Below are 24,773 nucleotides of genomic sequence, written 5' to 3'. Positions count from 1 at the left end.
ACCCATATGCCGGCCGGCGCACCACAATTAACAAAAGTATTTCAGACTTGTTATTTGTATATTAAAGGCCGGGGATGACGACTTGATGACATTTGATTAAGCCGAATGGCGTAAGTGCCCCGTCAGCCAAGCGCAAGCAGCTACTTTTTTAGTAGTCAATAAGCAACAAAATGTTCACGGTGGCACGATAAAAGAGGCGCCGCCTGGAAAAATATGATATATTTCAGGCAAATAAGTTTGATTCTTGATAAGCCAATAGCAACTTTGAAAACCTAGCAACACAAATAGATTGAGCAGGCCCCATCCATGCCAGGCTCTTCAGCTGCCATGCTGCCCGTGCACGAACAATGTCGCACTGGCAGCGTACGCATCAATTACATCCTCAGCGCCTGGCGATACGCGTCGCGCTCGGAATGCATTTTCAAGAGGTCAGTAATGTTAAAGCCAGCCACCCCATTCAAATTCGTTTCATTGTTTGCCTGCAGTGTTTTGTTGCTGGCGACGAGCACGGCGCAAGCGCAAAATGGCGCCCAGCGCACCAGCGGCGACGAGAAACGTTGCCAGGCCACGGGAGCGGCCAACAACGCGGGCGGCAAGGCGAAGGACGCCGACCTCGATAGTACGTACAGTGCTTGCAGCCTTGTCGATGGCTTCATCGGCTTCGGTGCACGCATCAACGACGGCACCAGCGCACCGCCGGAATTTGGCAGCGGCGCTTCGGACCAGGAATTGCGTAACACGCAATTTGGCAACGGCGGCCACCGCCTGGGCAATCAGTTTGCCGATGCAGGCGATGCGGCCGGCGGCACGCGTGCCCGTCCGCCGCGCGACACGGGAAGCTATCAGTTTGGCACCCGCGATTTCGTTACCAGCCAGGCGTTCCCGCCGATCGATGGCGCGGCTGGCTACCGCGGACCGGGGCGCGCCTACCAGGGCGCCACCGGCGCCGATACCTATGCACCGCTGATTACGTCCGCCTCGCGCAGCACCGGCTCGCCGGCTGGTGGATCCGGCGTGGGCGGCGGCGGCGCGACAGGCGGAATCGATAGCGGCAATAGCGGCATCGGCATTCCCAAACCACCTGTCACCGTCGTGCCCGAGCCGGAAACCTATGCCATGCTGATCGCCGGCCTGGGTCTGGTGGCATTCGCGGCGCGCAGAAAGCGCGGCGTCAAAGCCCGCGAAGCGGGTCCCGCCTCGCCGACATGCCCCAGGGGCGGTGCCAGCTCATCGCTCAGCGCCGGTAGACCATATAGGGCGCGGCGAGCGGGTCGCCGATAAACAGCCCCTGCGCCGGCCACAACACGCTACCCCAATATGCTTCCAGCGCCGTCATGCCGCTCAGGTAGCGGCGCAGCAGTACGGTAGGATTGGGGAATTTTTGCCAATAATTGCACGGTTCACTCACCGTACCGTAGCTGGCCGTCGCGCCAGCTTCCAGCCAGCGCTGGCTGCTCATCTGCCCGCTGCCCTGCAAATCGCCGCCGAATGACGTCAGGTGATCGGCCAGCGCCCCGGGCAAGAAGCGCAGGGTGTCCAATTTGGCCACATTGGCCACGCCGGTCTGGTACACCATGATGTTCTGGACACCTTCGATGCTGTTGGCATGCATGTTCGTGACGGTCAGCTTGCGCTGACGCACCATGCCGGACGGCGGAAAGAATGCCGCGCGACTATTGCGCGCGGCGTCGCTGGTAGTCAGGTAATAGGCACCGGCGGCCGGCACGGCAAACCCGCTGGCTGTGCCGCGCTTGATGACGGCCTTGGCATCGTCCACGGAATCGACGGGCAACAGCATCGACAGGCGCATGCCCATCTGGGTCATGGGCCTGTCCACGCTGCTGTTGAAATAAGCGCTGGGCTTGCCCGGATCGCACGTCTTGACGCACTGCGCCATGTCATATCCCAGGGTAAATGCGGAGGTGATCGAATTGCACTCGACCGCATACGGGGCGCTCCAGACCATCAGCACCGCCTGAATCTCGGGCTTGAGCTGGGCCTCAATGCGCTCCTTGAGCTGGGAAAACTGTTCGGCGCTGAGTTTGCGCGGCCGGTTCGGAATATTCACATGCACGACGTTGGCAGGCGAAATGTCGTGCGACTGGCGGTAGTACTCGCCCACCTCCACGCTATTCGGTTCCGCATCATTGATGATGATCGCCAGATGCGCAGGCTGCAATCCTGGTGCCGCGCCAGCCTGTGGCACCGAGGAAAGAGCCGCCAGCAACACGGGAAAAAAACGCAGTGGAGTATGCAATGGATGGCTGCCAGAAAGATGAGTCGGAAGGCTCGCGGCACGACCGTCGGGCCAGACAGCCCATTATAGCGCCGGAAATGCCACTGTAACGCAGCAAAAAAAACGGAAGCCATGGCTTCCGCTTCTTGTCGCTGCCGATGTCCGGCGCGTTCAGGCCTGCAATTTGCGCCGGCGCGCCACAAAGCCCATCAGGCCCAGGCCGGCAAGCAGCATGGCGTAGGCGTCAGCTTCCGGCACCGCGCTGGCCGAGACATTGCCGCTGTAGCTGCCGCCGGATGCGGAAGCAACATAGCCATCGACCTGCAGGAAATAAGTGCCCGCCAGCAACGGCATCTTGCCACTGTTCAGCACCCAGGCCTGGTCTTGCGCCGTGAAATTGAGCAAGTCGAGCGCGCCATGCAGCACCACGCCGCTGGCATTGCTCAGACTAAATCCCGTCAGGGTGAGGCCGGAATTGGCACTCGGCTTGAGCGAGGTTGCCAGGCCGCTGAAATCATGGGCACCCGTCAGAGTGAACAGGAATTTATCGCTGAAAAAGTTATTTCCGGCGCCAGCAAGCTGGCCGGCCCCCAGGCGAAACGAAGCAAACAGTTCGCCGCTGGAATAGTCGATCAAGTCCTGCGTGAGGTCAACCGGTGCATGGCTCAGGTCAACGGGTGCGGCATGGGCGCCCAGGCTGGCAGCGGAGAGCACCACGGTCATGAGCAGGGATTTCAATATTTTATGCATACTTTTCACCAAAATAACGGCGGCCAAGGCAAGCGAGCCGCGGGAAAGGGACTATAGCGTCACGACAGGGTGTCGTGTTCAGGCGGACTTCTGGCGGCGGCGGGCCATGCATCCCAGCAAGCCCAAGCCGGCAAGCAGCATCGCATAGGTTTCAGGCTCGGGCACGGCCGATACCAGGCTGCCATTCGCGCTGAACGTGGCGCCGGTGGTGGAGACGATATCGCCACTGACCTTCATGTAATACGCGCCGGCGGCCAGGTGCGTGAACGACAGGCTCCATTTGTCAGTCGCACCGCTCAGCTCCTGGGTACCGCCATGCAGCAAGGTATCGCCGACGCTGCTGTACAGGCCAAAGCCCGTCAGATTCAAGCCGGTCAGGGCGCTGGTGCTTTGCGAAGTCAGAATGACGTTAAGCGCGCTGGGCTGCGTTACATTGAACGTAAACACATCACTGAAAAAGCCGCCCTGCTGATTGTTCTTGAACTTGTCGCCAAACGTCAGCGAACCGCCGTTGTCCAGCTTGACAGCTTTTGGCAAGGAACTGATGTCGACAGCCGCGGTCGCCGCCTGCGACAACAGTACCGAACCAGCAAAAGCCAGGACAGCCAAAATAGGGCGTGTATTGTTCTTCATGCGACTCCACAGGCAAAATTGTGGCCGCAACGCGGCCACATGAATTTATATAATCAAACCAGCAAGGATAATAGCATAAAGTAATTTTTTACGTTATTTCTTTTTCAATGAAAAGTTTCTTTATGGCATCAAAATATAAGGGAAAATTATCGTCCGCCGCGCCATCATGGAAGGCGGATGCAGCGGTTATAATTGGCAAAATTTCATCACATTGACGCATCATCCCAAGAAAAGGAAGTCATATGCCCACCTGGACGGCACTGCACGCCGATACCTACCGTCTGTACGGGCGCAGCGGTTGGCGCCTGACGCTGAAAGGGGCTGCCGGCAGCCGTCCCTTCCGCGCGATCGTCACCATGCGCCTGTGCCAGGCCGCGCGCGACGCCCGCGCACCATGGAAGTATCTGCTACCGTTTTGCAAGCTGCTGCATCGCAGCGCCACCCGCCGTGCGGGGATCGACTTTTCCTGGCAGACCCGGGTCGGTCCCGGTTTCGCCCTGACGCATGGCTGGGGCACCGTCATTTCGCCTGGCGCCATCATCGGCAGCAATGTCACCCTGCTGCACGGGGCGACCCTGGGCCGGCGTGACCGCATCACCGCCCCTGACCAGCGCAGCAGCGCCTATCCGACGCTGGAGGATGGGGTCTGGGTCGGCCCCCATGCCATCATTACCGGCGCGATCACCATCGGGCAGGGCAGCCGCATCGCCGGCGGCACCGTGGTCCTGGCCGATGTGCCACCCGCTTCCATCGTCGCGGGCAATCCCGGCAAGATCATCGCCAGCGACTGCGTTCCCGACGTCATGAATGCGGCGCCGCTCGCCGCGCCAGCCTCTCAGGCGCGCTGATACGCATCCGCATGGCGCACGATGTCGTCCTCGCCCAGGTAGGCGCCCGTCTGCACCTCGATCAGGTGCAGCGGCAGCTTGCCGGGATTTTCCAGCCGGTGGACCATGCCGAGCGGAATATAGGTCGATTCGTTTTCGGTCAGCAGGCGCACCGTCTCGCCGCACGTGACGCGCGCCGTGCCGCGCACCACCACCCAATGCTCGGAACGGTGATGGTGCATCTGCAACGATAGCTTCCCGCCTGGATTGACGACGATGCGCTTGACCTGGAATCGCTCGCCCACGTCGATGCCTTCATAACTGCCCCAGGGACGGTACACGAGCCGATGCTGCACGTGCTCGGTGCGCCCATGGCGCTCCAGGTGCTCGACCACTTGCCGCACGCGCTGCCCCTGATCGCGCCGCGCCACCAGGACGGCGTCATCCGTCTCCACGATCACCAGGTCCTGTACCCCCAGCACGGCCACGATGCGGCTTTCGGCCCGTATCATGCAGTTGCGGGCGCCATCGAGATAAACATCGCCGCGCACGACATTGCCCTGTTCATCGCCTGGCAACACGTCCCACAAGCCGGACCAGGAACCGATATCGCTCCAGCCCATGGCGGCGGGAAGCACCACGGCGCGGCGCGTGTGTTCCATCACGGCATGGTCGATCGAAACGCTGCGGCAGGACGAAAAGGCATCCGCTGCCAGGCGAAAGAAGTCGAGGTCACGGCAGCCGCCTGCCACTGCGGCGGCACACGCCGCCTGCATGGCCGGTTCGAATTGCTGCAACTCGCGCAGGAAGCTGGCGGCACGGAACATGAACATGCCGCTGTTCCACAGATAACGTCCGTCGGCAAGAAAGCCGCGCGCCGTCGCCAGGTCCGGTTTTTCCACGAAACGCTCGACTTCGCGGCCCTGCGGCGAACCGGCCAGCAATGCGCCGGCAAGGATATAGCCATATGCGGTTTCCGCAGCGGTAGGCACGATGCCAAAGGTGGCGAGCTCGCCGGCCTCGGCCAGCGCAGCCGCTTGCCCGACTGCCTGGTGAAACGCGGTCACATCGGCAATGCAGTGGTCAGCAGGCAAGACCAGCATGATCGCCTCGGCATCACGCGCCAGCAGATAGTGTGCGGCCGCGGCCACTGCTGGCGCCGTATTGCGTGCCAGCGGTTCCAGGACGATGGCCAGCGGCGACACGCCGATCTGGCGCAATTGCTCCGCCACCATGAAGCGATGCTCATTGCCGCAGACCAGCAGCGGCGGCATGGCCTCGAGCGCGGCATGGCCCAGTTCGCGCACGCGCAGCACGGCTTCCTGCAGCAGGGTCTGCTGCGACAGCAGCGGCAATAATTGCTTGGGTAGCGCCTGGCGCGACAGCGGCCACAGACGGCTACCGGCGCCTCCCGACAGGATCACTGGGTAGATTTTCATGTCCGGCTCCGGTCGACTGAAAGACGCACGCCGCCAAGGGCGTGCCAGCACAGCGCCACCTTGCGACCACCTGTACGGCAGTCCGGAACCGGCTTCGAAGGTGCGTCGTTCAAGGCGCCGCCGGCCCCGGGCGGATGGCCAGGTCCAGTGTACGGCGGGTGCACGAGGGAGGAGTTGATACAGTGCAAAAGAGATGCACATCGCGGGAGCCAGCGGGGCAGCCTGCCCCGCCGTCCCGCCCGGCGACGATTACAGGCGCCAGACCTTGATGCCCACGGCGCGCAACGCCGCTTCGTCAAAACAGGCCTTCACATCGATGAAGCAGCCGCCCTTGATCAGCTTTTGCTGGAAGTCTTCCACGGGCAGCGCTGTCAGCGCGCGATGCGAGACGGCAGCGACGATGGCATCGGCGCGCGGCAACTCATCCCACGCAAACAGGCGCACGCCATATTCGTGCATGGCTTCCTCGGCATCGGCATACGGATCGTGCACGAACACTTCCACGCCATAAGTCTTGAGTTCGTTAATCACGTCGCCCACCTTGGAATTGCGCAAGTCGGCGCAATCTTCCTTGAACGTCAAGCCCAGTACATTCACGCGCGCGCCCTTGATATAGCTGCCGGCGGCAATCATGTTCTTGATGGTCTGCTCGGCGATGTACTTGCCCATGCCGTCATTGATGCGACGGCCGGCCAGGATGACCTGCGGATGGTAGCCCAGCGTCTCGGCCTTGTGCGTGAGGTAATACGGATCGACGCCGATGCAATGCCCGCCCACCAGGCCCGGGCTGAACTTCAGGAAGTTCCACTTGGTACCGGCCGCCGTCAGGACTTCGGAAGTATCGATGCCGATCTTGTCGAAGATGATCGCCAGTTCGTTCATCAGCGCGATGTTCAGGTCGCGCTGGGTATTTTCGATCACCTTGCACGCCTCCGCCGCCTTGATGCTGGAGCAGCGGTGCACGCCCGGCTCGACGATGGACTCGTACATGGCCGCCACCGTTTCCAGTGTCTGCGGCGTGTCGCCCGAGACCACTTTCACCACGTTCGTCAGCATGTGCTTGCGGTCGCCGGGGTTGATGCGCTCAGGAGAATAGCCGACGAAAAAATCGCGCTTCCACTGCATGCCCGACGCCTGTTCCAGCACGGGAATGCAGATTTCCTCGGTCGCGCCCGGGTACACGGTCGACTCGTAGACGACGATGGCGCCCTTCTTCATGTGCTGGCCGACGCTCTTGCTGGCGCCGATCAGGGGGCCGAAATCGGGGCTGTGGGCCACGTCGACCGGCGTCGGCACGGCGACGATGATGATGTCGGCCTGCGCCAGAATGGCGGGGTCGGACGAGTACTCGGCATGCACGGCGGCGGCCATCTGCTCGTCGCTCAGCTCGCGCGACGGATCGACGCCCCGCAGGCAACTGTCGACCTTGCTTTGCACAATATCAAAGCCGATGGTGCGCGCCTGCTTGCCGAATTCGGCAACGAGAGGCAAACCGACATAACCGAGGCCAATCACGGCAATAGTAGTCATAACAATACTTTCAATCCAAAAAAGGTGGAAACCGTTATTCGGCGATGGCGCCTAGCGGCGCAGCGCTTCCTTGAAGAACAGGCGGATAAAGCCCATGTCTTCGATAAAGTAGCGCCGGAACATGCGGCGCGGTTCCTGTAAAAAACGATAAAACCATTCCAGTCCCGATTTCTGCATCCAGACAGGCGCACGCTTGACGCGGCCGACGGCGACGTCGAAGGTGCCGCCCACGCCCATGGCAAACGGGATTTTCATCTGTCCCTGGTACTGCCCCAGGAAGTGTTCCTTCTTGGGCGAACTGATGGCGACAAACAGCAGGTCGGCGCGTGCCTCCGTGATCTGCGCGACGACGCCAGGCTCCTCCTCCGCGCTCCAGTAGCCATTGCGGTAGCCGGCCACGGTCAAGCCCGGATACTTCAGCTCGTACAGACGCTTGACCTCGCTGACGACTTCCTCGCGCGCGCCCAGCAGATACACGCGCCATTGCTTGTCGGCACTACGGCGCATCAGCGCCTCGAACAAATCGACGCCCGCGACGCGCTCCTTGAGCGGCTTGCCCAGCAGGCGCGAGGCCCACACCACCGGCATGCCATCGGCATTGATCAGCGCACAGTCATTGATGATGCGCCGCAATTCGGCATCGCGTTCCGCCTTGACCAGCTTGTCCACATTCACCACCACATGCTGATGGGGATGGCCGGACTGGATGAAACCCTCGACTTTTTGCAAGGTTTCTTCCATCGTCAGATTGTCAATCTGGCAGCCCATCATCGTGATACGGGCGCTCATGGCAGCTGTGCGGCCAGCACGGCCACGATGCGTTCGGCGGCCTTGCCATCCCACAGGTGCGGACGCTGCCCGCGCTTGCCTTCGCCACGCAGGATTTTGCCGGCCTCGGACACGATACGCTGCGGATCTGTTCCCACCAGCACATTGCTGCCCTCATCGACGGTGACGGGACGCTCGGTGTTTTCGCGGATCGTCAGGCAAGGCACGCCCAGCGCCGTGGTTTCCTCCTGCAAGCCGCCGCTGTCGGTCAGCACCATGCAGGCATCCTTCCACAGGTTCAGGAAGGCCATGTATCCCTGCGGTCCCACCAGGGTCACGTTCGGTCCCAGGTCGATGCCGAACTTGTCCAGGTTGGCGCGCGTGCGCGGATGCACGGGAAAAATCAGCGGCAAGTCCTGCGCGATCGTGCGCAGCGCGCCGCCGATCGTTTGCATCATCTCCGCGTTGTCCACGTTGCTGGGGCGGTGCAGGGTGACCACGCCGTAGCGCTGTCCGGCGCCCGCATGGGCTGCCTTGAAAAGCGCCCCCTCGCCGTCGGCGGCGACGCCGGTGCCGGTGCCGAGCTTGTCGGCCTGGTACAGCACGTTGTCCACCATCACATGCCCCACGTAGTGCACGGCCGCATCAGGCTTGCCTTCGCGCCGCAGGTGTTCCAGCGCGCTGGGCTCCGTGACGAAAAACCAGTCGCTGATGCTGTCGGTAACGAGGCGGTTGATTTCCTCTGGCATGGTCATGTCGCCGCTGCGCAAACCCGCTTCGACATGGGCTACGGGAATGTTGAGCTTCTTGGCAACGATAGAACAGGCCAGCGTGGAATTGACGTCGCCGACCACCAGCACGGCGTCGGGACGCTCGGCCAGGCACAGCTCTTCGAAGGCCAGCATGATCTTGGCCGTCTGCTGCGCATGGCTGCCGCCGCCGGCGCCCATGAAGACGTCGGGCTGGGGGATGCCCAGCTCCTCGAAGAAGACGTCGTTCATTTCGCGGTCATAGTGCTGGCCTGTATGAATGATCTTGAATCCCAGCCCGCCATGGGCTTGCAGGGCGCGCACGATAGGCGCGATTTTCATGAAGTTGGGACGCGCTCCGGCAACCAGATAGAGGGTGGGCATCGAATGTTCTTTCAACGTGAATAAGGTCTAAAATAATGCCATCGTAAATTCTGCCGCGATTTCACTGCCCGCGGCAGTGACGCACAATGTCGTACAAGCAACTTTAACTTCGTAGTGGCGCGAATACCAGCCCAGCGGCGGCTGCTCGCTGGCGCTCGACAGGTGCAATCGCAACTGGCTGCCGGCAAACCGGCCTTCCAGCCGGAAACGCGCGCCGCACACCACCAGCACCTCCCCTTCCAGCGCCACCGACAGGCCGGGCGCAAAATGCCAGAACTGTTCCAGGCGGTGCGCCTGGCGTGCCTCGGCGCGGTCCTGCACGGCCAGGCGCCGCTTTGCCCCATCGAATTGCACGCTGCGCACGTGACGCACGGGGTCGGCCAGGCGCATATAGCCGTCGTGCGCACCGCGAAAGACGAACTGCGCGGGATCCTGCGGCATCTGCAGCACGCGGCTAGCCGCCTTGCGCAACCACATGAAGCGGCCGCCGCTGACCGACTGGTCCAGGCCGTCGACCCGCAGGGTATTGTGCGCGGAGGTGCCGCGGAAATAATCGCGCCATTGCAACTCCTGCCAATACGAATACGTTCCGGGGTCGACCAGGCACTCCTCGCCGGCAATCGACAGGGTCAGCGCCAGCGCATCGGCATGCCCATGCGCCGCGATTCCCAGGTATCCAAGCGGGCCGCAATCGAGCATGCCCTTGATTTCAGCAGGCTGGCCGAAATGCGTGCCAAACAGCAGATAGCCACCGTCGGCAAAATTCCAGTCGCTGGCCCGTCCATCGACCGCAGGTATCGCAGGCCGTTCCCTACCGCCAAGCAACCATTGCGCTGTTGCACTAGCAGCGGATGGCGCCTGCCCCCCCCACAGCGCATCGGCCAGCGCCAGCAGCATGGCCGGCCGGTCGCCCGCCGTGCCGGGTTCCAGGCGAAAGACGATGCCGTCATCGGCGTCGCCCACCATCGGCACATGGCCGCCGACATCGCGCACGGCGCCCAGGAAATGCGTAGCGCGCTGCAATATCTGCCAGTAGCCGTCACTGAACGGCATTTTCGCATGTGCACCGCTCAAGCCGGCCAGCACGAGGAATTCGGCGGCGAATACCTGGTAGGCGAACGCCTGCTCACGGTTGACGCCATCGGCCGAATGCTGCAACCGGGCCTGCTGTTCCAGTTCGCGCGCGGCCTGGTCGCGCCAGGCTGCACTGTGCCCCCAGCACGGCCAGGTCTGCGCAGCGACATACAGGCCGGCCAATTCACCGATCAAGTGGTTATTGGCCGACGAGTGGCGCGACAGGTGACGCTGGATAAACTGGCAATGGGAAAAAATACTGTCCAGCCAGCGCGAACGCCGCCGTGCCCCGGCCTCCCCCGTGAACAGGGCGCCGCTGCCGCCGCCCATGATGTGCCAGATCAGGCTCCAGTTAATCAGGCGGATGCCCAGTTCCAGGGAGCTGGTCCAGTTCGGACCCGTCAACGGCGGGCACTGTTCCAGCCACGTGTCCAGCTGCCCCGCCAGCGCATCGCGGTAGCGCACGTCGCCGCTCAGGGCCCAGGCCTGCGCCAGCCGTACCAGATGGAGGTGGCGGTTCAGCTCCCACACGTGCTTGATGTCGCCTACGCTGGCACGGTCGGTAATATCGAGAGCAAGACTGAAACCAGCCGGCCCCGTCACGCCGGTCAGGGGATCGGTATTCCAGCGCGGCGATGCGCCGACCTGGAAATGCGCTGTGGCGAAGAGTACCACCTCACCCGCCATGATCGCCTCGGCTTCGCGCAGATAAGGTGCCGCATCCGCCATCCGCGGCGCCACATACGGCGCGGCGGCGCCAGCTTCTCTCAGCGGCACCGGGATGGCCGTACTGAGCAGGCCATGGCGTAACAGGCGCGATTGCCCCATCTGGCGCAGCCGATACAAGGGCTCGCCTGGCGGCATGCAGCGCAGCCGGTTCCACAGCCAGCCCAGGCGGCTGGTGCGTGCGCGCGCCACATTCGTTGCTGCACTCATTGCGCCGCTCCATCGAGGCGCGCATACAGCGTCGCCAGCTTTTCCAGCATCAGTTCGGTATCGAAGCGCTGTTCGACCGTGGCACGCCCCGCCGCCGCCAGGCGAAGGCGCAGCGGCCTGTCGGCCAGCAATCGTTGCAATGCGCCAGCCAGGCTCGCGACACTCTCCGGCTCGACCAGCAAGCCATTGACGCCATCCTGCACCGCTTCGGGGATGCCGCCAACGGCCGTCACCACCACCGCCTTGCGGGCAGCCATGGCTTCAAGCATGGCCATGGGCAAACCTTCATGGTACGAGGGCAGCACGAAAATGCTGGCGCGCTCCATTTCCGCGGCTTTCTCTACCGGATCTATCCATCCAAGCAATTCAATCCGGTCGGCAATACCCAGCTCAGCGGCTCGCGCCCGCGCTTCGGCCAGTGCGCCCTCACCGCCCAATACCAGGCGCAGGTGGGGAAATTGCGCGCTCAGGACGGCCACGGCTTCGATCAGCTCAAAGACCCCTTTTTTCTTTTCCACGCGGCCGAGGAACAGCAGACGCCCATCCTCTTCCGGCAGCACGGGGGGCAGGCTGGCCAACTTGACCGAATTGGCCACGACCAGCACGGCCGCACGCGGCGCGAAGGCCTGCAGGAATTCGGCCCAGGAAGGCGACAGGCCGATCACGGCCGAGCTTTTTTCGAGGGTGTGCCGGATCCACCAGCGGCCGACAGGGCCCACCTCATCCATGGTGAACTGGCGGAACTCGCCGCCGTGCAAATGGAAGATGGTTTTGCATCCCATGGCGCGGGCCAGCGCCAGCAGGACCGACTTGCGGTAGAAACTGGCGCGCGACGAGCAATGCGCATGCACGAGCGGTTTCACCCCGGTCAGGCGCACCGCGAGCAACTGGCGCAAGGCATTGAAGGCAAGGGCGAGCTTGCCCATGGCCTGCACCTCAGCATGCGTGACGACATAGCGCACCGCATGCCTGTCGAGAAAACCCTCGCGCCGCAGGACGCAAACGACGGCCGCCACGCCGCCCTTGCCTTCCGGTGAGGTGCCCAGCATCAATGCCTGCGGCCTTTCCTCACTCACGCCGCCGTCCCAGGCCGACCCACCATGGCCAGTAACTCACCCATTTACCATCTCCCAGATCAAATTCATGCCAGACATACACGCGACTTGCAAAAAAATACTTTATTCGCGTGTAATAACGCTAATAAAAAAATAATGTTAAAACAACACAATCATTGCATTCATTATCACAATTGTCAACCGCAACACGGTGCTTTTCTTGTCTGCACGCCTCTTAAAATCCTGCACTCAGGATAAATCATGACGCATGGAAATTTGTCGTTTTCTCTCCACATTGGTTTGCCGGCAGGCAGGCACTGCCCGGCCGCAAAAAAAAACCTCTCCGCCAGCAATGGACGGAGAGGTTGATACATCTCAGGAGAGCGTCAGGGGATCGGCAAAAAAACGCGCCCATAACTTGCTCAACCACTGTGTGCAGCTTCTAAACCAATCCCACACCGAACTTTCTGATGCGAGCTGATCCGGCTGTCGGGCAGGCAGTCATTTCGGTATCGTTACCGTCTGCGCCCCCACCTTGAGCGTGCGCGCAACGGGATCGAATACGGGCGCAGGATTGCTGCAGCCGACATCGAGCACGACCACGAATTCGGCCTTGAGTTGCAGAACCGTATTCACAAACGCGCCATGGTCTTCCACGGTGCCCGCTTTCGGTGGAGGACCAGTGCGCTTCTCGAAGGCGATCGGCATTCCCGTCGACACGGGGATCAGGCACACCGATTGTCCATCTTTGGTCACGATCACCTTGCCATTCTCGCCTGTCTGCATCGGCACGTAGGAATGGAAGTTCCATTCAAACTTGCGCGGCGTGGCCGACGCCAGGGCGTCGACAACCACCGCAGCATTGACGCCGCGCAAATACCAGACCTTGCGCACCGCCTGCGTCAGGGCGCCGCCGTACGCCGGCGTGGCATCGCCTTCCACATAATCGAGTTGTGGCGTGGTCGAGAAGGCCGTGATCTTGCCACCATAGGCCTTGGTCTTGGTGTAGCCCTGCGGCGTATAGCCATCGATGGCCTGGCCCACGCCGCCGTCAAAGGTGATGGCATTGTGCGCCCGCGTCTGGCGATACCATGTACTGGACAGCGGTGAACCATAATAGTCGGAATAACCGGACTGTCCCAGCAGCGCGACGCCGTTGCGTACCAGGACAATGCTGTTCTGTTCGCCATGGCTGTGGTTATACGAGCCATACGGGCTCGATTTGAAATACAGCGAGGTGCGTCCGTTGTCAGCCATGCTGCTGTGCATGGCAGCCCAGCCTATGCTCGGGTACAAGCGGGCATTTTCTGGCGGCAGCGGCGTGCTGACCGACGAGACGGGCAGCGGGTACGGTGCCTGCAGCAAGGTCAGCGCGTCCATTTCCACGGGCAGCGCACGGAAATACCATGCCGCCTCGGGAGTCGCATAATGCGACACGAAGGCTTTCAGCACCGCAAAGGTGGGCACCACTTCCGATTCATCGCCAAACAGGTGGCGCGGCGTACCGGGCGGCACGAAGTGCATGAAATAGCGCACGAAACCGGACGACCAAGGCTTGCTGAACATATCTATACCGGAAGCGCTGGCCAGCGGCTGCCATACCTGCAGGGCCAGATCAGCCGTGTACTGCGCATACGCCGTACCATTGGCAAAGCCGCCTTCCGGGCCGCTCCAGGCACTGAAGGCGGCCGCGTAGGCGCGGAAAGAAAAATCAAACCAGGCATCGGCTTCCTTGATTTCACCGAGCGACAAGGTGGCAATAAGGGCAAGGAAACCAAGATTCGTGCCGCCATGGGAGTCGAACGGGTACTGATCCATGCGGCCATTGCTGCCCGCCAGATCGGCGTAGATATCGTTGGTGCGCAAGCGCACGACGTTGAGCCAGGTGGCGCGGCGCGTACCCTCGACAGCGCTGCCCAGCGTATCGAGGGCCTTGATCAGCGTCAACGCGATGACGCGCGTCCCCTGGTCCTGGTTGACATAGCTCGTCGGGCCATATGGATCGAGCGCGGCCAGCATGTCGCCCCGGTACAGCGCTTCGGTCAGATACTTCTGCTCGCCCGTCAAACGGTACAGCAGGGAGGCGCCTTCCAGCTGGCGTCCATTTGCCGACACCAGCGCACGGATATCGGCAGTTTGCGCAACGTTGGCGGCCGTCAGCACGGAACCCGTCTGCAGCGTCCAGTTTGAATCCTGCACCCCAGCACCAGGCTTGACGGTCACCCAGTCGACTTCGGAGCGCATCTTGAGCATGGCGGCGTTGCGCTCGGCCTTGAGCGGCGCGCTCCAGGCGCTATACAAAGGCAGGCCCTGCAAACTGCGCGGCCGCGCAGTTTTAGCGATGCGCGCGCGCAACTCCGCATTTTCCGGCACCACGAACGGCGCCGAGGCGGTCGTGATCGTGAAGTTGCGGTAATCGGACCATTCCACGGTCGGCGTGGGGCGCACGCGCCAGGAATAGCTACCGAGCGGCAACATCTGGCTAGGCAGCAACCAGTTACGGGTCGACGTGTACGTGCTGACCGCGCCGCTGGCCGATTTGATTTCGACCGTATACGATGCCGGCGCCGAAATATGGCGCGACCACGTAAACGTGGGGGGATTTTGCGCTTGAATCTGCAGGTTTGTCGGTGCAGGCGCGACCACGACAGGATCGAGGGACTGCACCCAGTCGGCATGCGCCGGCCCGGCGACCGACAACACACCAGATGCCAGCAATATTGGCAGCATCACGGGAAAGAGTTTCATAATTTAGCCTCCGAGGCAACGGCAATAAGATCGGAACCGATCTTGAAAAAGTAGGTGTGATAAGGCTGGCAAGATAAACTAAATTGCAGCGTAAAATATTTGTGATGCAACGCAAGATTTAAGAGACCTGGACAGGCCTCAATTTGGAGTTGACGCCCGGAATTTTATTATACGCATTTTCACCTGTTTTTTTCATGCTCATTAACTACCCAGCGGAACTTAAGAGAAGATGTGTTGGCGATATCCGACGTTAATACAATTTCGACCATGATATCCTTATCTACCAACTGTCGGATATTATCAATGAGCGCTTGTTCCTGCAATTTTGAAAAGGCGGGCGCGGGCACGATGCGGATCTGCCAACGGTCCTGCGCCACCTGCGCCACCTGGGATTTGAGGATATGTTCGACGCCCTTGAAGGCAAAGGTCAGCACGGACGGGCTGACGGGCTGGCCATCCCCACCAAAGATCGCATCCTCGTACTTGCCGCTGATTTCTTCCAGCACAGGGAAGGGCCGCCCGCACGCGCAGCTTCCCGCCTTCCAGCGCGCACGATCCGACAAACGGTAGCGCACCAGCGGCATGACGTGGTTATGCAGCGTCGTGCCGACTACAAAGCCGAAATCCGTCGTCGGCTGCCCATCCTCATCGACAATTTCAACATACGCGTAATCGGCATTCACATGCATGGCGCCGAACTGGCAGGCGCTGGCAAACGCCACCCGCTCGGCCATGCCGTACATATCGCTGACGTGTGCGCCCAAGCGCTCCTCGATCAGCGCCCGCTGATGCGGATACAGAGGTTCGGAACTGGTAAATACCAGGGGAATGGACAGGAAACGCTGCTGGCGCTGCAGGTAGCTCGCCAGCGTGTAGGCCGTCGATGGATACGCTTGCAGCATGGCCGGGGCATACGCGTCGAGCTGATCGCATATCGCGGCCATATAGCTCTCCTTCAGATGGCGCGAGGAGATCAGCAACTGTTTGTCATAGCGGTTGTAAAACCAGAATGGCGGCACTTCGCGCGACTGCGGCACGACGACGTCGCCGCGCAGTACGGCACTACGTGCGCCGCGGCGAAAACCGTTCCATTCCCAGTGCCGCCATACAAAGGCCATCTCGTACAGCACGGATAGCGGGCTGCGGAAGATCGTCAACGGCGTACCCGTGGTGCCGCTGGTTTTGCCGACGCTGTACCAGCGCCTGGCCCTGCCGCCGTTCGGATACAAGTTTGCCCGGTTGGCGAGCAAGGTACCCTTGTCGATGATGGGAAAGTCGCGCTGCAGCACCTGCAAGGCATCGCCGACGGAAAAAGCCCTGTCGATATGCCCATAATAAGGCAACTTGTCGATCGCACATTGCAAAGTCGCGTGCAACAATTTCAATTGCAAACGATCCATGCCAGCCTGATCCAGTTGCGCATTGCGGCGCAGCCGCGCCAGCAGATGCCGGCTTAAAAAGTTATCGCGCAGCAGCGAACGAAGGCCATAAAACAGCTCTTTTTTTATATTTTGCTTCATTCAGTGTCTTTTTTATCACTGCATCAAAGGGAGCCGGCATTGCCCCCTGTATTTTCAGACAGCACCTGGCTCGGAATACGTTCGCACGGCGGCTGTAGCCTGGCGGTGACAAAACCACGCATCAGGCCGGCTGCGGATACATGCCACAATAAAATAGACAGGGCGGCATCTTTGATGCTGCGCTTCTTGATGCACAGCGCCAATGCAGCCAATGCGCCCCCCCCCAGGCATGCCAAGGCCACACGCCAGTCAGGGGCCAGCAGCACGCTACCAAGGAGCAGCGCCCAGAAGGCCAGGACGGCAAGCGGATGCAAACACATGCGCAATACGCGCCCACACCAGGGCTGCCCCAAGGACGACCTGAGCAACACGCCGCCCGCATCCATGCGTCTGCTCCGCCACTGTCGCAAAACCAACGCACTAGTCGACTCGGCATGGCCTGAATGATACACGGCCACCGTATCGAGCCGCAACATGCGCCAGCCGCGACTCCCCAGGCGCAAGCCCAGCTCCGCTTCCTCATAGGCTTTCAGGTTGCGGTTTCCGGCATATCCGCCTGCCTCGTCCAGCGCCGCACGGCGATACAGCCCGCCGCCAGCCAGCCACTCGACGTCACCGGCGCGCGCGGAAGGCTTGTTTTTCAGGCGATACCGGTCAAACCAATTGTTGATATGCCGGTCGCGCAGTACGCCGGCAATGCCGCCCAGCGTAGGATCGTTTTCAATGAGTGCCAGCGCCTGCAGCAAGAAATCGCGCTGAAGCTCCATGTCGCCATCGAGAAAATATACAAATTGCGCGCGCGTATGCTGATAGCCAAGCTGGACTCCAGCACCACAGCCGCGATCGGCAGGCAGTGTCAACTGGACGATTTTCACGGGATATTCCTGCGCCAGCGCAACGGTGGCATCGGTCGACAGCGAATCGGCGACGATCACTTCCACCCCTCCAGGGATGCCGGAAACGGCCTCAAACACGGCATTGAGACAACGTTCGATATTATGCGCTTCGTTATATGTCTTGATTAAGATCGCTAACTTCATTCTTCACCTGTGTGTAACTGCCCAGTCCATGCATCGTTTAACGTCCGTCAGCCTGCTGGGCATCGTGGTCCGAGGTGATCGTTCCGCAAACTACAGACAAGGAATAAAGACCGCGCTCATGTCTGCTCCCTGAACCTGCCGTTGGCAAAGATTACCGGCCGCTTTTTCTCGATGGACGCCGACTGGGGTAGCGGCCGCGCCCCACGGTCGATAATGTAGAAAATATACGCCATGGTGGCGAAAAACTCGGCCCCAAGAATGCCGTTCGGCGCAATCGGCACTTCCGTCATCGAGCGCACCAGCAGCACGGCCAGCATCACCAGACTGGCGCCATTGGTCGCCTTCGAGGCGCGCATCGCATAGCGGATCAGGAAAAACAGGAAGGCAAGCAACGATGCCAGTCCGATCAGGCCCGAACGGCTGAATACCTGCAGGTACAAATTATGCGCGGAGACTGCGCCATTGAGGCCCATGCGCAGGCGGTTTTCCAGGTTCCAGAACGATGCTCCCTGGCCAAACAGGGGATTTTCCATCCCACCCTTGATGGCTGCGGACCAGATCCACAGCCTGCCCGTGCCCGTGCTGAGGTCGCCCACCGCGCGCGAATCGAGCTTGCTCTCGATCACCGTCAACAAATTCACGTCCGAAAACATGATCCAGATGCCCAGCATGGTGACCGCGAAACAAAAACCCATCAGCAGCACGGCCAGGAAGGTCGAACTGTTGCGGTTATAGCCGCGGGTTTGCGCCACCAGGTAATTCCATATCTGCATGCCGGTGATCATCGTGCCACCCATGAAGGCGGCAAGGATCGACGTCTTGGACTGCGACATGATCATCGTCACCCCCGCCACAAAAAGAATGCCGAGATGTATCCAGCGCTTCTTTTCCGGCTCAGCCATTTCCATCAGGAAAAATGCGCAGGCGACGGCGCCCAGCGCATTCGCGTGCGCCGTCACCCCCCACAAGCGCAGGTTGAAGCCAGGGATCAGGCCATTGTAGCCAGGCTGGAATGCGGCGTTGGGTGTGACGACGGCCGCGGCCAGACTGCCGAACACCAATGCCCCCAGGCAATACTTAGAGATACGCACAGGATCGATATCCGACACCTGCAAATACAGGAACATGGCCAGGTAGATGAAGAAGGGATAGATCAGCGACACGTGGAAGTAATAGCGCTGGCCCATAAAGATGGGCACGATGCTGAACGCCACGAAAAAAACCATGAAGGCGATCACGATATCGTTGGGCGCGCACAAGCCGCGGCGTGTGAAGCGCGAATGCTGGCGCAGCTTCTTGTTGAAATCGAACAGCCACGCCAGGCACAGGGCCAGGGAAATGCCGATTACCGCCATCAGGATCAGTTTCGATACCAGGCCCGAGGCGCCGTCGCCGTCGCTCATGTTCATCAGCCCCTGCTCGCTCATGGTCAGCTTGCGGAACGACAGGACGATGCTGCTGATGCTGGCCGCCACCGTCAGGAGGAAAACGGTCGCGAATGCCCAGCCGCGCCAGCGGACGGCAATGCCGGCCACGAAAACGGCGCCGCCGATTGCCAGCAGGGCAAACAGCAAGGCGCCCAAAGGCAGCAGAAAATAGATGATTAGCTCTTCCATGAATGCCCCTTAACTCACTTTCAACTTATTTTTACTTGTCATTTTCATAGGCCCAAGCCGCCCGCCAAACGGCGACCTGGGGCAAAACGCTGCAATATATACAACAATGCGGGACAGACGAAGAATCGAGGAAACAGCTTGCACGCAAGCAGGCTCAAAACCAGCTTGCCTGCCAGCTCCAGCAGTTCGCCGAACATGGCGGGGTACCCGGGCGCCAGCCACGACGCCAGCGGTACGCACCAGAGCAAGCCCAACATCAGCGGACCGCGCAACACGACGCCGAAGTCGGCTGCGGCCAGCTCGGTGCTGGCGGCGATAGTACGCATCTGCAACAACAGCCGCACCGTGTAAGCGATGCTGATCACGATGCCCACATACACCAGTTCCATGCGCACGGCGAAGTACAGTCCGGCCAGCATGAGGACCAGGCAATAAGCCTGCGAGCGCAGCACCGTGCCTTGTCCTCCCGTCGCCGTCAGGACCGCGCCGGACAGGGTACTCATGGCAAGCGCCACCATCCCTGTCGTCATGGCGGCGAACAGGGAGCCGGCCTGCAGCCACTTCTCGCCAAACACCAGATGCATGAGGAAATCGGCATGCGTGAGCGCATATGCATACGACGGCACCACCAGAATGGCAATCGCCGCGAGCGCGCTCAGATACAGCTGGCGTATGCGTGCCACGTCGCCGGCCAGCGCCGACGCGGTGGAAAACAGCACGGTTTGCATGGTCTGCGCCAACTGCATTGCCGGCGTACGCGAAAGCATCGATGCCGCATTGAAATTGCCCAGGGCCTGCGAGCCCAGCGCACCGGCAAAGACGCCGCTGGCATTATCCACCGCCCAATTCAACACGTTGATGCCTGCCACCTGGCGGCCCAGCGCCCCGGCCTTGCAGGAGTGGAAAGGGTTGCCGAATACCAAGGGATGCGGACTAAAGTAAAAGCTGAGGGCAAACTGCAGTATCGCCTGCGCATACCAGGCAGCCAGCAGTGCCCAGACACCGGCGCCGGCCAGGGCCAGGCCGACACCAACGACGGGATAGGCAATCAGGTAGGCGCCGGTGGTGGCATACTGGATTTCACGAAAACGCAGTTCGGCGCGCAAGCGGGCCTGCGAAATGCCATACACGGCGATGACCAGATACGAGGGCGCCGAGTAGCGGAACAGCGTGCCCGCCAGTGGATTGTCCAGCCAGATGGCAAGCGGGTAGGACATGCCAAAGACGAACAGCATGCCGAGTACAGAGCCCAGCATTAACCGGGACAATACCACGCGCAGTTCCTCTTCCGAAAAATCGCCCTGCATCAATGCCCAGCCAAAACCCTGGTCGATCACCAGCGCCAGCGCGCCGAACACCAGCAGTGCATAGCCGAACGTGCCCACCAGTTCCGGTCCCAGTTCGCGCATGATGACGACTTGTGCGCCGAATTGGGCCAGCACGCGGATCAGCGTGCCTGCGTAGTTACTTTTCACCGCGCCGAGTGTCTTTGCTGCGAGAGTCATGTTTTTCTAGGTAAGTGAAACAGCACAGGGCGCGGCGCGCACCCTGTGTCTAGCCGTGTATGCCCATCAGGCGCAGCTTGCTGGCCGGGTCGAGCGCCGCCTGCATAGCCTTGACGAAGTCGTCCTGCAGGCGGAATGCGGCAGCCGTGTCGCGGTCAATCGATGAAACACGGAACAGCAGACCGTCGGGAATCTCTCCCTTGAAGCCGTAGCGCATTTCCACCAGCTTCTTGTCCGAGCGGTTCGTCACCACCACGTCGCCCACCGTCGTCCAGTACGTCACGGGCTCGTAGCGCTGGTTTTCCATGCTCGTTTCCAGGCGTTTCAGGGGAATATCACCCTGGCTCGTCGACAGAATTTCTTCCCGTGTCGAAACGATCTGGAAGCCCTGGGCCGGATAGCAGATTTCCGGATAGTGCACCTGCGTGGTATCGCTCTGGTCCTTGCCGTAAGCAATCGACAGCATGATGCGTTCGCCCCGGTCATTAACGTAGGTACGCGACAGTATCTGTGTGTAAATACGCTTGAGTTCGGACTGGATTTGCGGATCGATCACCGAGCCGACAGTCGCCTTTTCCTCATGCCATGCCCCAAACTGGCTGGGAATGATCTTCTCGAGCTCGGGCATCGGCCTGGTCTCGGCCAGGCGGATGCTCGGCTTGGCATAGGCGGCCGCGAGCGAGGCGAGCACCATCATGCCGCTCAGGACCAGCATGGATAATCGCGATGGTTTCATACTGCCCCCTTGTGACGGCGCTGGCGCATATTCACGAACCATTGCAACAGCGAATCAATGGAAATGATCAGAATCAAGGCGCTGATGAACAGCACCATGCCTGCAAAGCCGTGCAAAAAGCCCTGGCCGGCGGCATCGCCAAAATAATAGGTAATCAAGGTCAGCACAATGACGCGCACCACGTTGGCGGTAAACGAAATCGGCACGATCAGGATGGCCAGCATGACATTGCGGAATGCCGACGTATGGCGCACCACATTCATGTAGAACAGGCCCAGCGACTCCAGGGTCAGCAACGTCTGCAATCCGGCGCAGGCATCGGCCACCAGCAACTGGTACTGGCCTATCTGCAGGATGACACCGCTGCGCGCGATCGGATAGCCGGCCCAGAACAGCAGGTGTTCGGTGACATACGATACGGCCATTTTCATCGGCATCGTCAGTGCACTGACGATAGCGCCTGGCAAGGGAATCATGAACAACATGAAAAAGAACGGGAACCACTGCACTTTCAAGGCGCGCACGCCAAAAAACAGCAGCAGCAGGGCCGCCAGCATCATGATGAACGATGCCAGCTCCATGCTCTGGATACTCTGCGAACGGCCCATTATGTAACACAGCAATGCCAACACGGCCAGCGGCCAGCCGGCGACCGAGCCACGCGCGCCGTCTGCAGCCGCCAGCATGGCCGGCCATTGCCGTCCCAGCAGCCACAAGGCGAGCAGCAGGATGATCGGACCATGCGCGTAGCTCTCCGTGGACCACAGGCCGAAGGCCAGGTCACGGAAGGTGGGCACATACATGGCCAACAAGCCCAGCAGCATAGGCCACCAGTGCAGTAAAAACTGTTTCCAGTCCAGCGAGGCGGCTGGTCGCGACTGTGCGAGCGAGGCCATATCAGTAATCGACCAGTACCGAACCAACCACTTCCGCACCGCTGCGCTGCAGCTGCTCGCGCATGGCGTCGATATCGGCCAGACGCGTCTTGTTCTTGCGGACGACCAGCAATACGCCGCCGACGCGGGCGCCCATCACGAACGCATCGGATCCCGACGATACGGATGCCACGTCGTACAGCACCACATCGTAGCGCTCTTCCAGCTGCGTATTGAGTGCGCCAAAGGCAGTACGGCTCAGCAGCTCCTGCGGATTCGGCGGCAAGGTGCCCGCTCCCAGCACGGACAGATCGACGAAAGAATCGATGACGGAAATGGCGTCCTGCTGGGCGCGCCCCGCCAGGACATCGGAGAGACCCTGGCGTTCTTCCAGCGCGAAAATTTCGTGCTGGCGCGGCTTGCGCAGATTCGCATCGACCAGCAGGGTGCGTTCCCCGAGCTGCGAAAACACCACCGCCAGATTGGCGGCGAACAGGCTGGCGCCATCGCCGCTGTCGACGCTGGCCACGACCAGCGCCTTGCGGCCCAGCGAAAACCAGCGCAGCATCAACTGGCTGCGTACGGCGCGCAAGATTTCCATTTGCGGGCTGAAAGGCTGATACGCAGCCACCAGCTCGCTGGAAAACTTGCCCTCGCCTTCCTGCAGATACGGATAATCGAACTGCCGCGCCAGCACTTGCTGGATATCGGCTTCGCTGATCAAGCCGAGACGCAAGGCCGCTTCGCCAAAACGGATGCCGAGTTCCTTCTGCATGCGCAGCACGCGTTCGGCATTTTCCGGGGTGATTTTGCCCGAGGCCAGCAACAGGGCGCCGATGCTGGAGTCGCCGCCCCGCAGGGGTGACGGTTTCGAAACAGGATGCGCGGGAAAGTTCATATTCAATTCCATCAATTAATTGGCACTCAGGCGGCGAGCCGGCAGAAGACGATGCAAGCCCTTGCGACGACGCGGTGCGGCTTTCCAGTCGACCATGCCCAGTACTGGCACTTGCAGCAAGTCAGCCAGGTCATGGTCGGAACGTACGCGGCGGTCCAGCATTTCAATCAGCAGGGCCAGGCCAATACCGAGGAACGTTCCCAGGACGATGGACAGCAAGGTATTCAACAGCACGCGCGGGCTGGACGGTTCAATCGGTGGCACCGCCGGGTTCAGGACGGCAATGTCGGACTGGTCGGACTGGCCTTCGATCTTGGTTTGAGAGAAACGTTGCGACGTCACGTCAAAGGCGCGCTGGGCGCTTTCCACGTCCTTTTGCAGCACGCCCATCTCATCGCGGGTACGGTTCAGTTCCAGCACTTTTGCCTTTTGCACCGCCAGCGCCGCGCGCACGGCTGCCTCGCGCTGCTGCTGGATCTGCGCCGCATTGCCTACGCTGTTCGAGGTAATGCGCAACTGTTCGCGCAGATCGGCTCGCAGCTTCTCCGCCTCGGCCTTGGCGCTCTGGTACTGCGGATGATTCTTGTCTAGACGCTGCCCCAGTTCTGCCAGCTTGGCCTCAGCATTACCAAGCCCCATCTTCAGGCTTTGGATCAGGGGATTCGACGCGACGTCCGGCGATTCGACGCCATTGCCGCCAGCGGCCATGCGCTGACGCGAATTTGCCTCCATCAACTGGCCCTGTGCCATCACCAGCTGTGCGGACAGGTCATTCAAGCGATTCGATTCCACGTCGAGACGGTTGTCGACACTGACGATACCGTTTTCCTGCTGATACTTGGAGAGGCGGTTCTGCGCCTTTTCCACGTTATCGCGCAGCAACTTGGTTTGCTCATCGAAATAACTGGCCGCCTTCTTCATCGGCTCCACTTTCAGCTGGATGCTGACTTTCTGGTATTCGTCGGAAAAGGCATTGGCGACGGCCGCCACAAATTGCGGATCGGAACCCTTGAAGCTGATGTCGACCACGCTGCTTTCGCGCGAAGGCACGATTTCCAGCTTTTTCAGCAAGAGATTGGCCAGCCAGTCACGCACCGTCCCCTTGCCTTCCGTCGCCGCATTGAACTGCTCGATGACGGCAGGACTGTTGGCCAGACCCAGGTGATCGACCACGCGCAATGCCACGTTCTTGCTGCTGATGATATCGATCTGCGTGGCCATGTATCCGGGCAACAACTGTCCTGGCATGGCCAAGCCAGTGACAGGATCGACACCCTTGTAATTCATGACCAGCGAACTGGTGGCTTTGTAGCTCTTCGGCAATAGCAGGCTGACCGACAGCGTGGCGAGCACGGTGATGATCAAGGTCAAGAAAATAATCTTCTTGCGCGCTTGCAAAATCAGCAAAAATTGAGAGAAATTCATGTTGGAACCTTCAATACTGAATGATAAGA

Annotated in this window: 20 protein-coding genes; 2 read left to right on the top strand and 18 right to left on the bottom strand. The window is 60.8% G+C overall.

All coding sequences use genetic code 11. The features are described from left to right. The first annotated feature begins 435 nt into the window (after positions 1-435). Positions 436-1,281 carry a PEP-CTERM sorting domain-containing protein gene (locus tag BXA07_RS09530; RefSeq protein WP_083708128.1) on the top strand — a complete coding sequence of 282 codons (846 nt, stop codon included), beginning with the start codon at positions 436-438 and terminating at the stop codon, positions 1,279-1,281. On the opposite strand, the gene BXA07_RS09525 is transcribed toward BXA07_RS09530, so the two are convergent. The 3 genes from BXA07_RS09525 to BXA07_RS09515 all read right to left on the bottom strand — a co-directional run bounded on the left by BXA07_RS09525 (position 1,235) and on the right by BXA07_RS09515 (position 3,619). Continuing rightward, a complete protein-coding gene (locus BXA07_RS09525) occupies positions 1,235-2,179 on the bottom strand; it encodes a TIGR03790 family protein (RefSeq protein ID WP_244556233.1) in 945 nt (314 codons plus the stop codon). The genes BXA07_RS09530 and BXA07_RS09525 overlap by 47 nt on opposite strands. A gap of 228 nt (positions 2,180-2,407) precedes the next feature. After that, the gene (locus BXA07_RS09520) at positions 2,408-2,986 is read right to left on the bottom strand and encodes an FxDxF family PEP-CTERM protein (protein WP_083708127.1); all 579 of its coding nucleotides are present in this window, start codon (positions 2,984-2,986) and stop codon (positions 2,408-2,410) included. 78 nt (positions 2,987-3,064) lie between these two features. After that, on the bottom strand, positions 3,065-3,619 hold the full coding sequence (locus tag BXA07_RS09515; protein WP_076567567.1) for an FxDxF family PEP-CTERM protein: 555 nt from the start codon (positions 3,617-3,619) through the stop codon (positions 3,065-3,067). Positions 3,620-3,861: 242 nt separating this feature from the next. Between BXA07_RS09515 and BXA07_RS09510 the strand changes: the two genes are divergently transcribed. Next, positions 3,862-4,467: a serine O-acetyltransferase gene (locus BXA07_RS09510; protein ID WP_076567566.1), complete on the top strand. Its 606-nt coding sequence runs from the start codon at positions 3,862-3,864 to the stop codon at positions 4,465-4,467. Here the strand turns inward: BXA07_RS09510 and BXA07_RS09505 are convergent. The 15 genes from BXA07_RS09505 to epsF form a co-directional block, all read right to left on the bottom strand. Continuing rightward, on the bottom strand, positions 4,455-5,885 hold the full coding sequence (locus BXA07_RS09505) for a mannose-1-phosphate guanylyltransferase/mannose-6-phosphate isomerase (protein WP_076567564.1): 1,431 nt from the start codon (positions 5,883-5,885) through the stop codon (positions 4,455-4,457). The genes BXA07_RS09510 and BXA07_RS09505 overlap by 13 nt on opposite strands. Positions 5,886-6,134: 249 nt before the next feature. Beyond that, positions 6,135-7,415 (bottom strand): nucleotide sugar dehydrogenase, encoded by a 1,281-nt coding sequence (locus BXA07_RS09500; protein ID WP_076567563.1) that lies wholly within the window; start codon positions 7,413-7,415, stop codon positions 6,135-6,137. Positions 7,416-7,466: 51 nt separating this feature from the next. Next, positions 7,467-8,204, bottom strand: coding sequence for a WecB/TagA/CpsF family glycosyltransferase (locus BXA07_RS09495; protein ID WP_046682608.1), 738 nt, complete (start codon positions 8,202-8,204; stop codon positions 7,467-7,469). Continuing rightward, positions 8,201-9,316: a non-hydrolyzing UDP-N-acetylglucosamine 2-epimerase gene (gene wecB / locus BXA07_RS09490; RefSeq protein ID WP_076567561.1), complete on the bottom strand. Its 1,116-nt coding sequence runs from the start codon at positions 9,314-9,316 to the stop codon at positions 8,201-8,203. The genes BXA07_RS09495 and wecB overlap by 4 nt, the downstream gene beginning before the upstream one ends. A 27-nt stretch (positions 9,317-9,343) precedes the next feature. Beyond that, the gene (locus BXA07_RS09485) at positions 9,344-11,326 is read right to left on the bottom strand and encodes a heparinase II/III family protein (protein WP_076567560.1); all 1,983 of its coding nucleotides are present in this window, start codon (positions 11,324-11,326) and stop codon (positions 9,344-9,346) included. After that, positions 11,323-12,375 carry a glycosyltransferase family 4 protein gene (locus BXA07_RS09480; RefSeq protein ID WP_076567558.1) on the bottom strand — a complete coding sequence of 351 codons (1,053 nt, stop codon included), beginning with the start codon at positions 12,373-12,375 and terminating at the stop codon, positions 11,323-11,325. The genes BXA07_RS09485 and BXA07_RS09480 overlap by 4 nt, the downstream gene beginning before the upstream one ends. 507 nt (positions 12,376-12,882) lie before the next feature. Continuing rightward, on the bottom strand, positions 12,883-15,129 hold the full coding sequence (locus BXA07_RS09475) for a heparinase II/III domain-containing protein (RefSeq protein WP_139335505.1): 2,247 nt from the start codon (positions 15,127-15,129) through the stop codon (positions 12,883-12,885). A 179-nt stretch (positions 15,130-15,308) separates the two neighbouring features. Further along, complete coding sequence (locus BXA07_RS09470) at positions 15,309-16,649, bottom strand: phenylacetate--CoA ligase family protein (protein ID WP_076567557.1); 1,341 nt, start codon at positions 16,647-16,649, stop codon at positions 15,309-15,311. Between the two features lie 23 nt (positions 16,650-16,672). Next, positions 16,673-17,689 carry a glycosyltransferase family 2 protein gene (locus BXA07_RS09465; RefSeq protein WP_076567555.1) on the bottom strand — a complete coding sequence of 339 codons (1,017 nt, stop codon included), beginning with the start codon at positions 17,687-17,689 and terminating at the stop codon, positions 16,673-16,675. Positions 17,690-17,805: 116 nt separating this feature from the next. Then, entirely contained in the window at positions 17,806-19,305 is a 1,500-nt protein-coding gene (locus BXA07_RS09460) for an O-antigen ligase family protein (RefSeq protein WP_076567553.1), read from the bottom strand. Between the two features lie 44 nt (positions 19,306-19,349). Continuing rightward, entirely contained in the window at positions 19,350-20,810 is a 1,461-nt protein-coding gene (locus BXA07_RS09455; RefSeq protein ID WP_083708125.1) for an oligosaccharide flippase family protein, read from the bottom strand. Positions 20,811-20,859: 49 nt separating this feature from the next. Further along, a complete protein-coding gene (epsI, locus tag BXA07_RS09450; protein ID WP_076567550.1) occupies positions 20,860-21,546 on the bottom strand; it encodes an exosortase-associated protein EpsI, B-type in 687 nt (228 codons plus the stop codon). Beyond that, on the bottom strand, positions 21,543-22,442 hold the full coding sequence (gene xrtB / locus BXA07_RS09445; RefSeq protein WP_076567549.1) for an exosortase B: 900 nt from the start codon (positions 22,440-22,442) through the stop codon (positions 21,543-21,545). Before xrtB ends, epsI begins: the two co-directional genes overlap by 4 nt. 1 nt (position 22,443) lies before the next feature. Further along, positions 22,444-23,319: a chain length determinant protein tyrosine kinase EpsG gene (gene epsG, locus BXA07_RS09440; protein ID WP_076567711.1), complete on the bottom strand. Its 876-nt coding sequence runs from the start codon at positions 23,317-23,319 to the stop codon at positions 22,444-22,446. A 15-nt stretch (positions 23,320-23,334) separates the two neighbouring features. After that, positions 23,335-24,744 carry a chain length determinant protein EpsF gene (gene epsF, locus BXA07_RS09435; protein WP_076567547.1) on the bottom strand — a complete coding sequence of 470 codons (1,410 nt, stop codon included), beginning with the start codon at positions 24,742-24,744 and terminating at the stop codon, positions 23,335-23,337. Positions 24,745-24,773: the final 29 nt, after the last annotated feature.

This window comes from Janthinobacterium sp. TND4EL3, assembly GCF_900156175.1.
GTDB lineage: Bacteria > Pseudomonadota > Gammaproteobacteria > Burkholderiales > Burkholderiaceae_D > Janthinobacterium.
The sequence above is the reverse complement of the archived record's forward strand: the minus strand, read 5'-3'. Positions and strand labels throughout refer to the sequence as shown.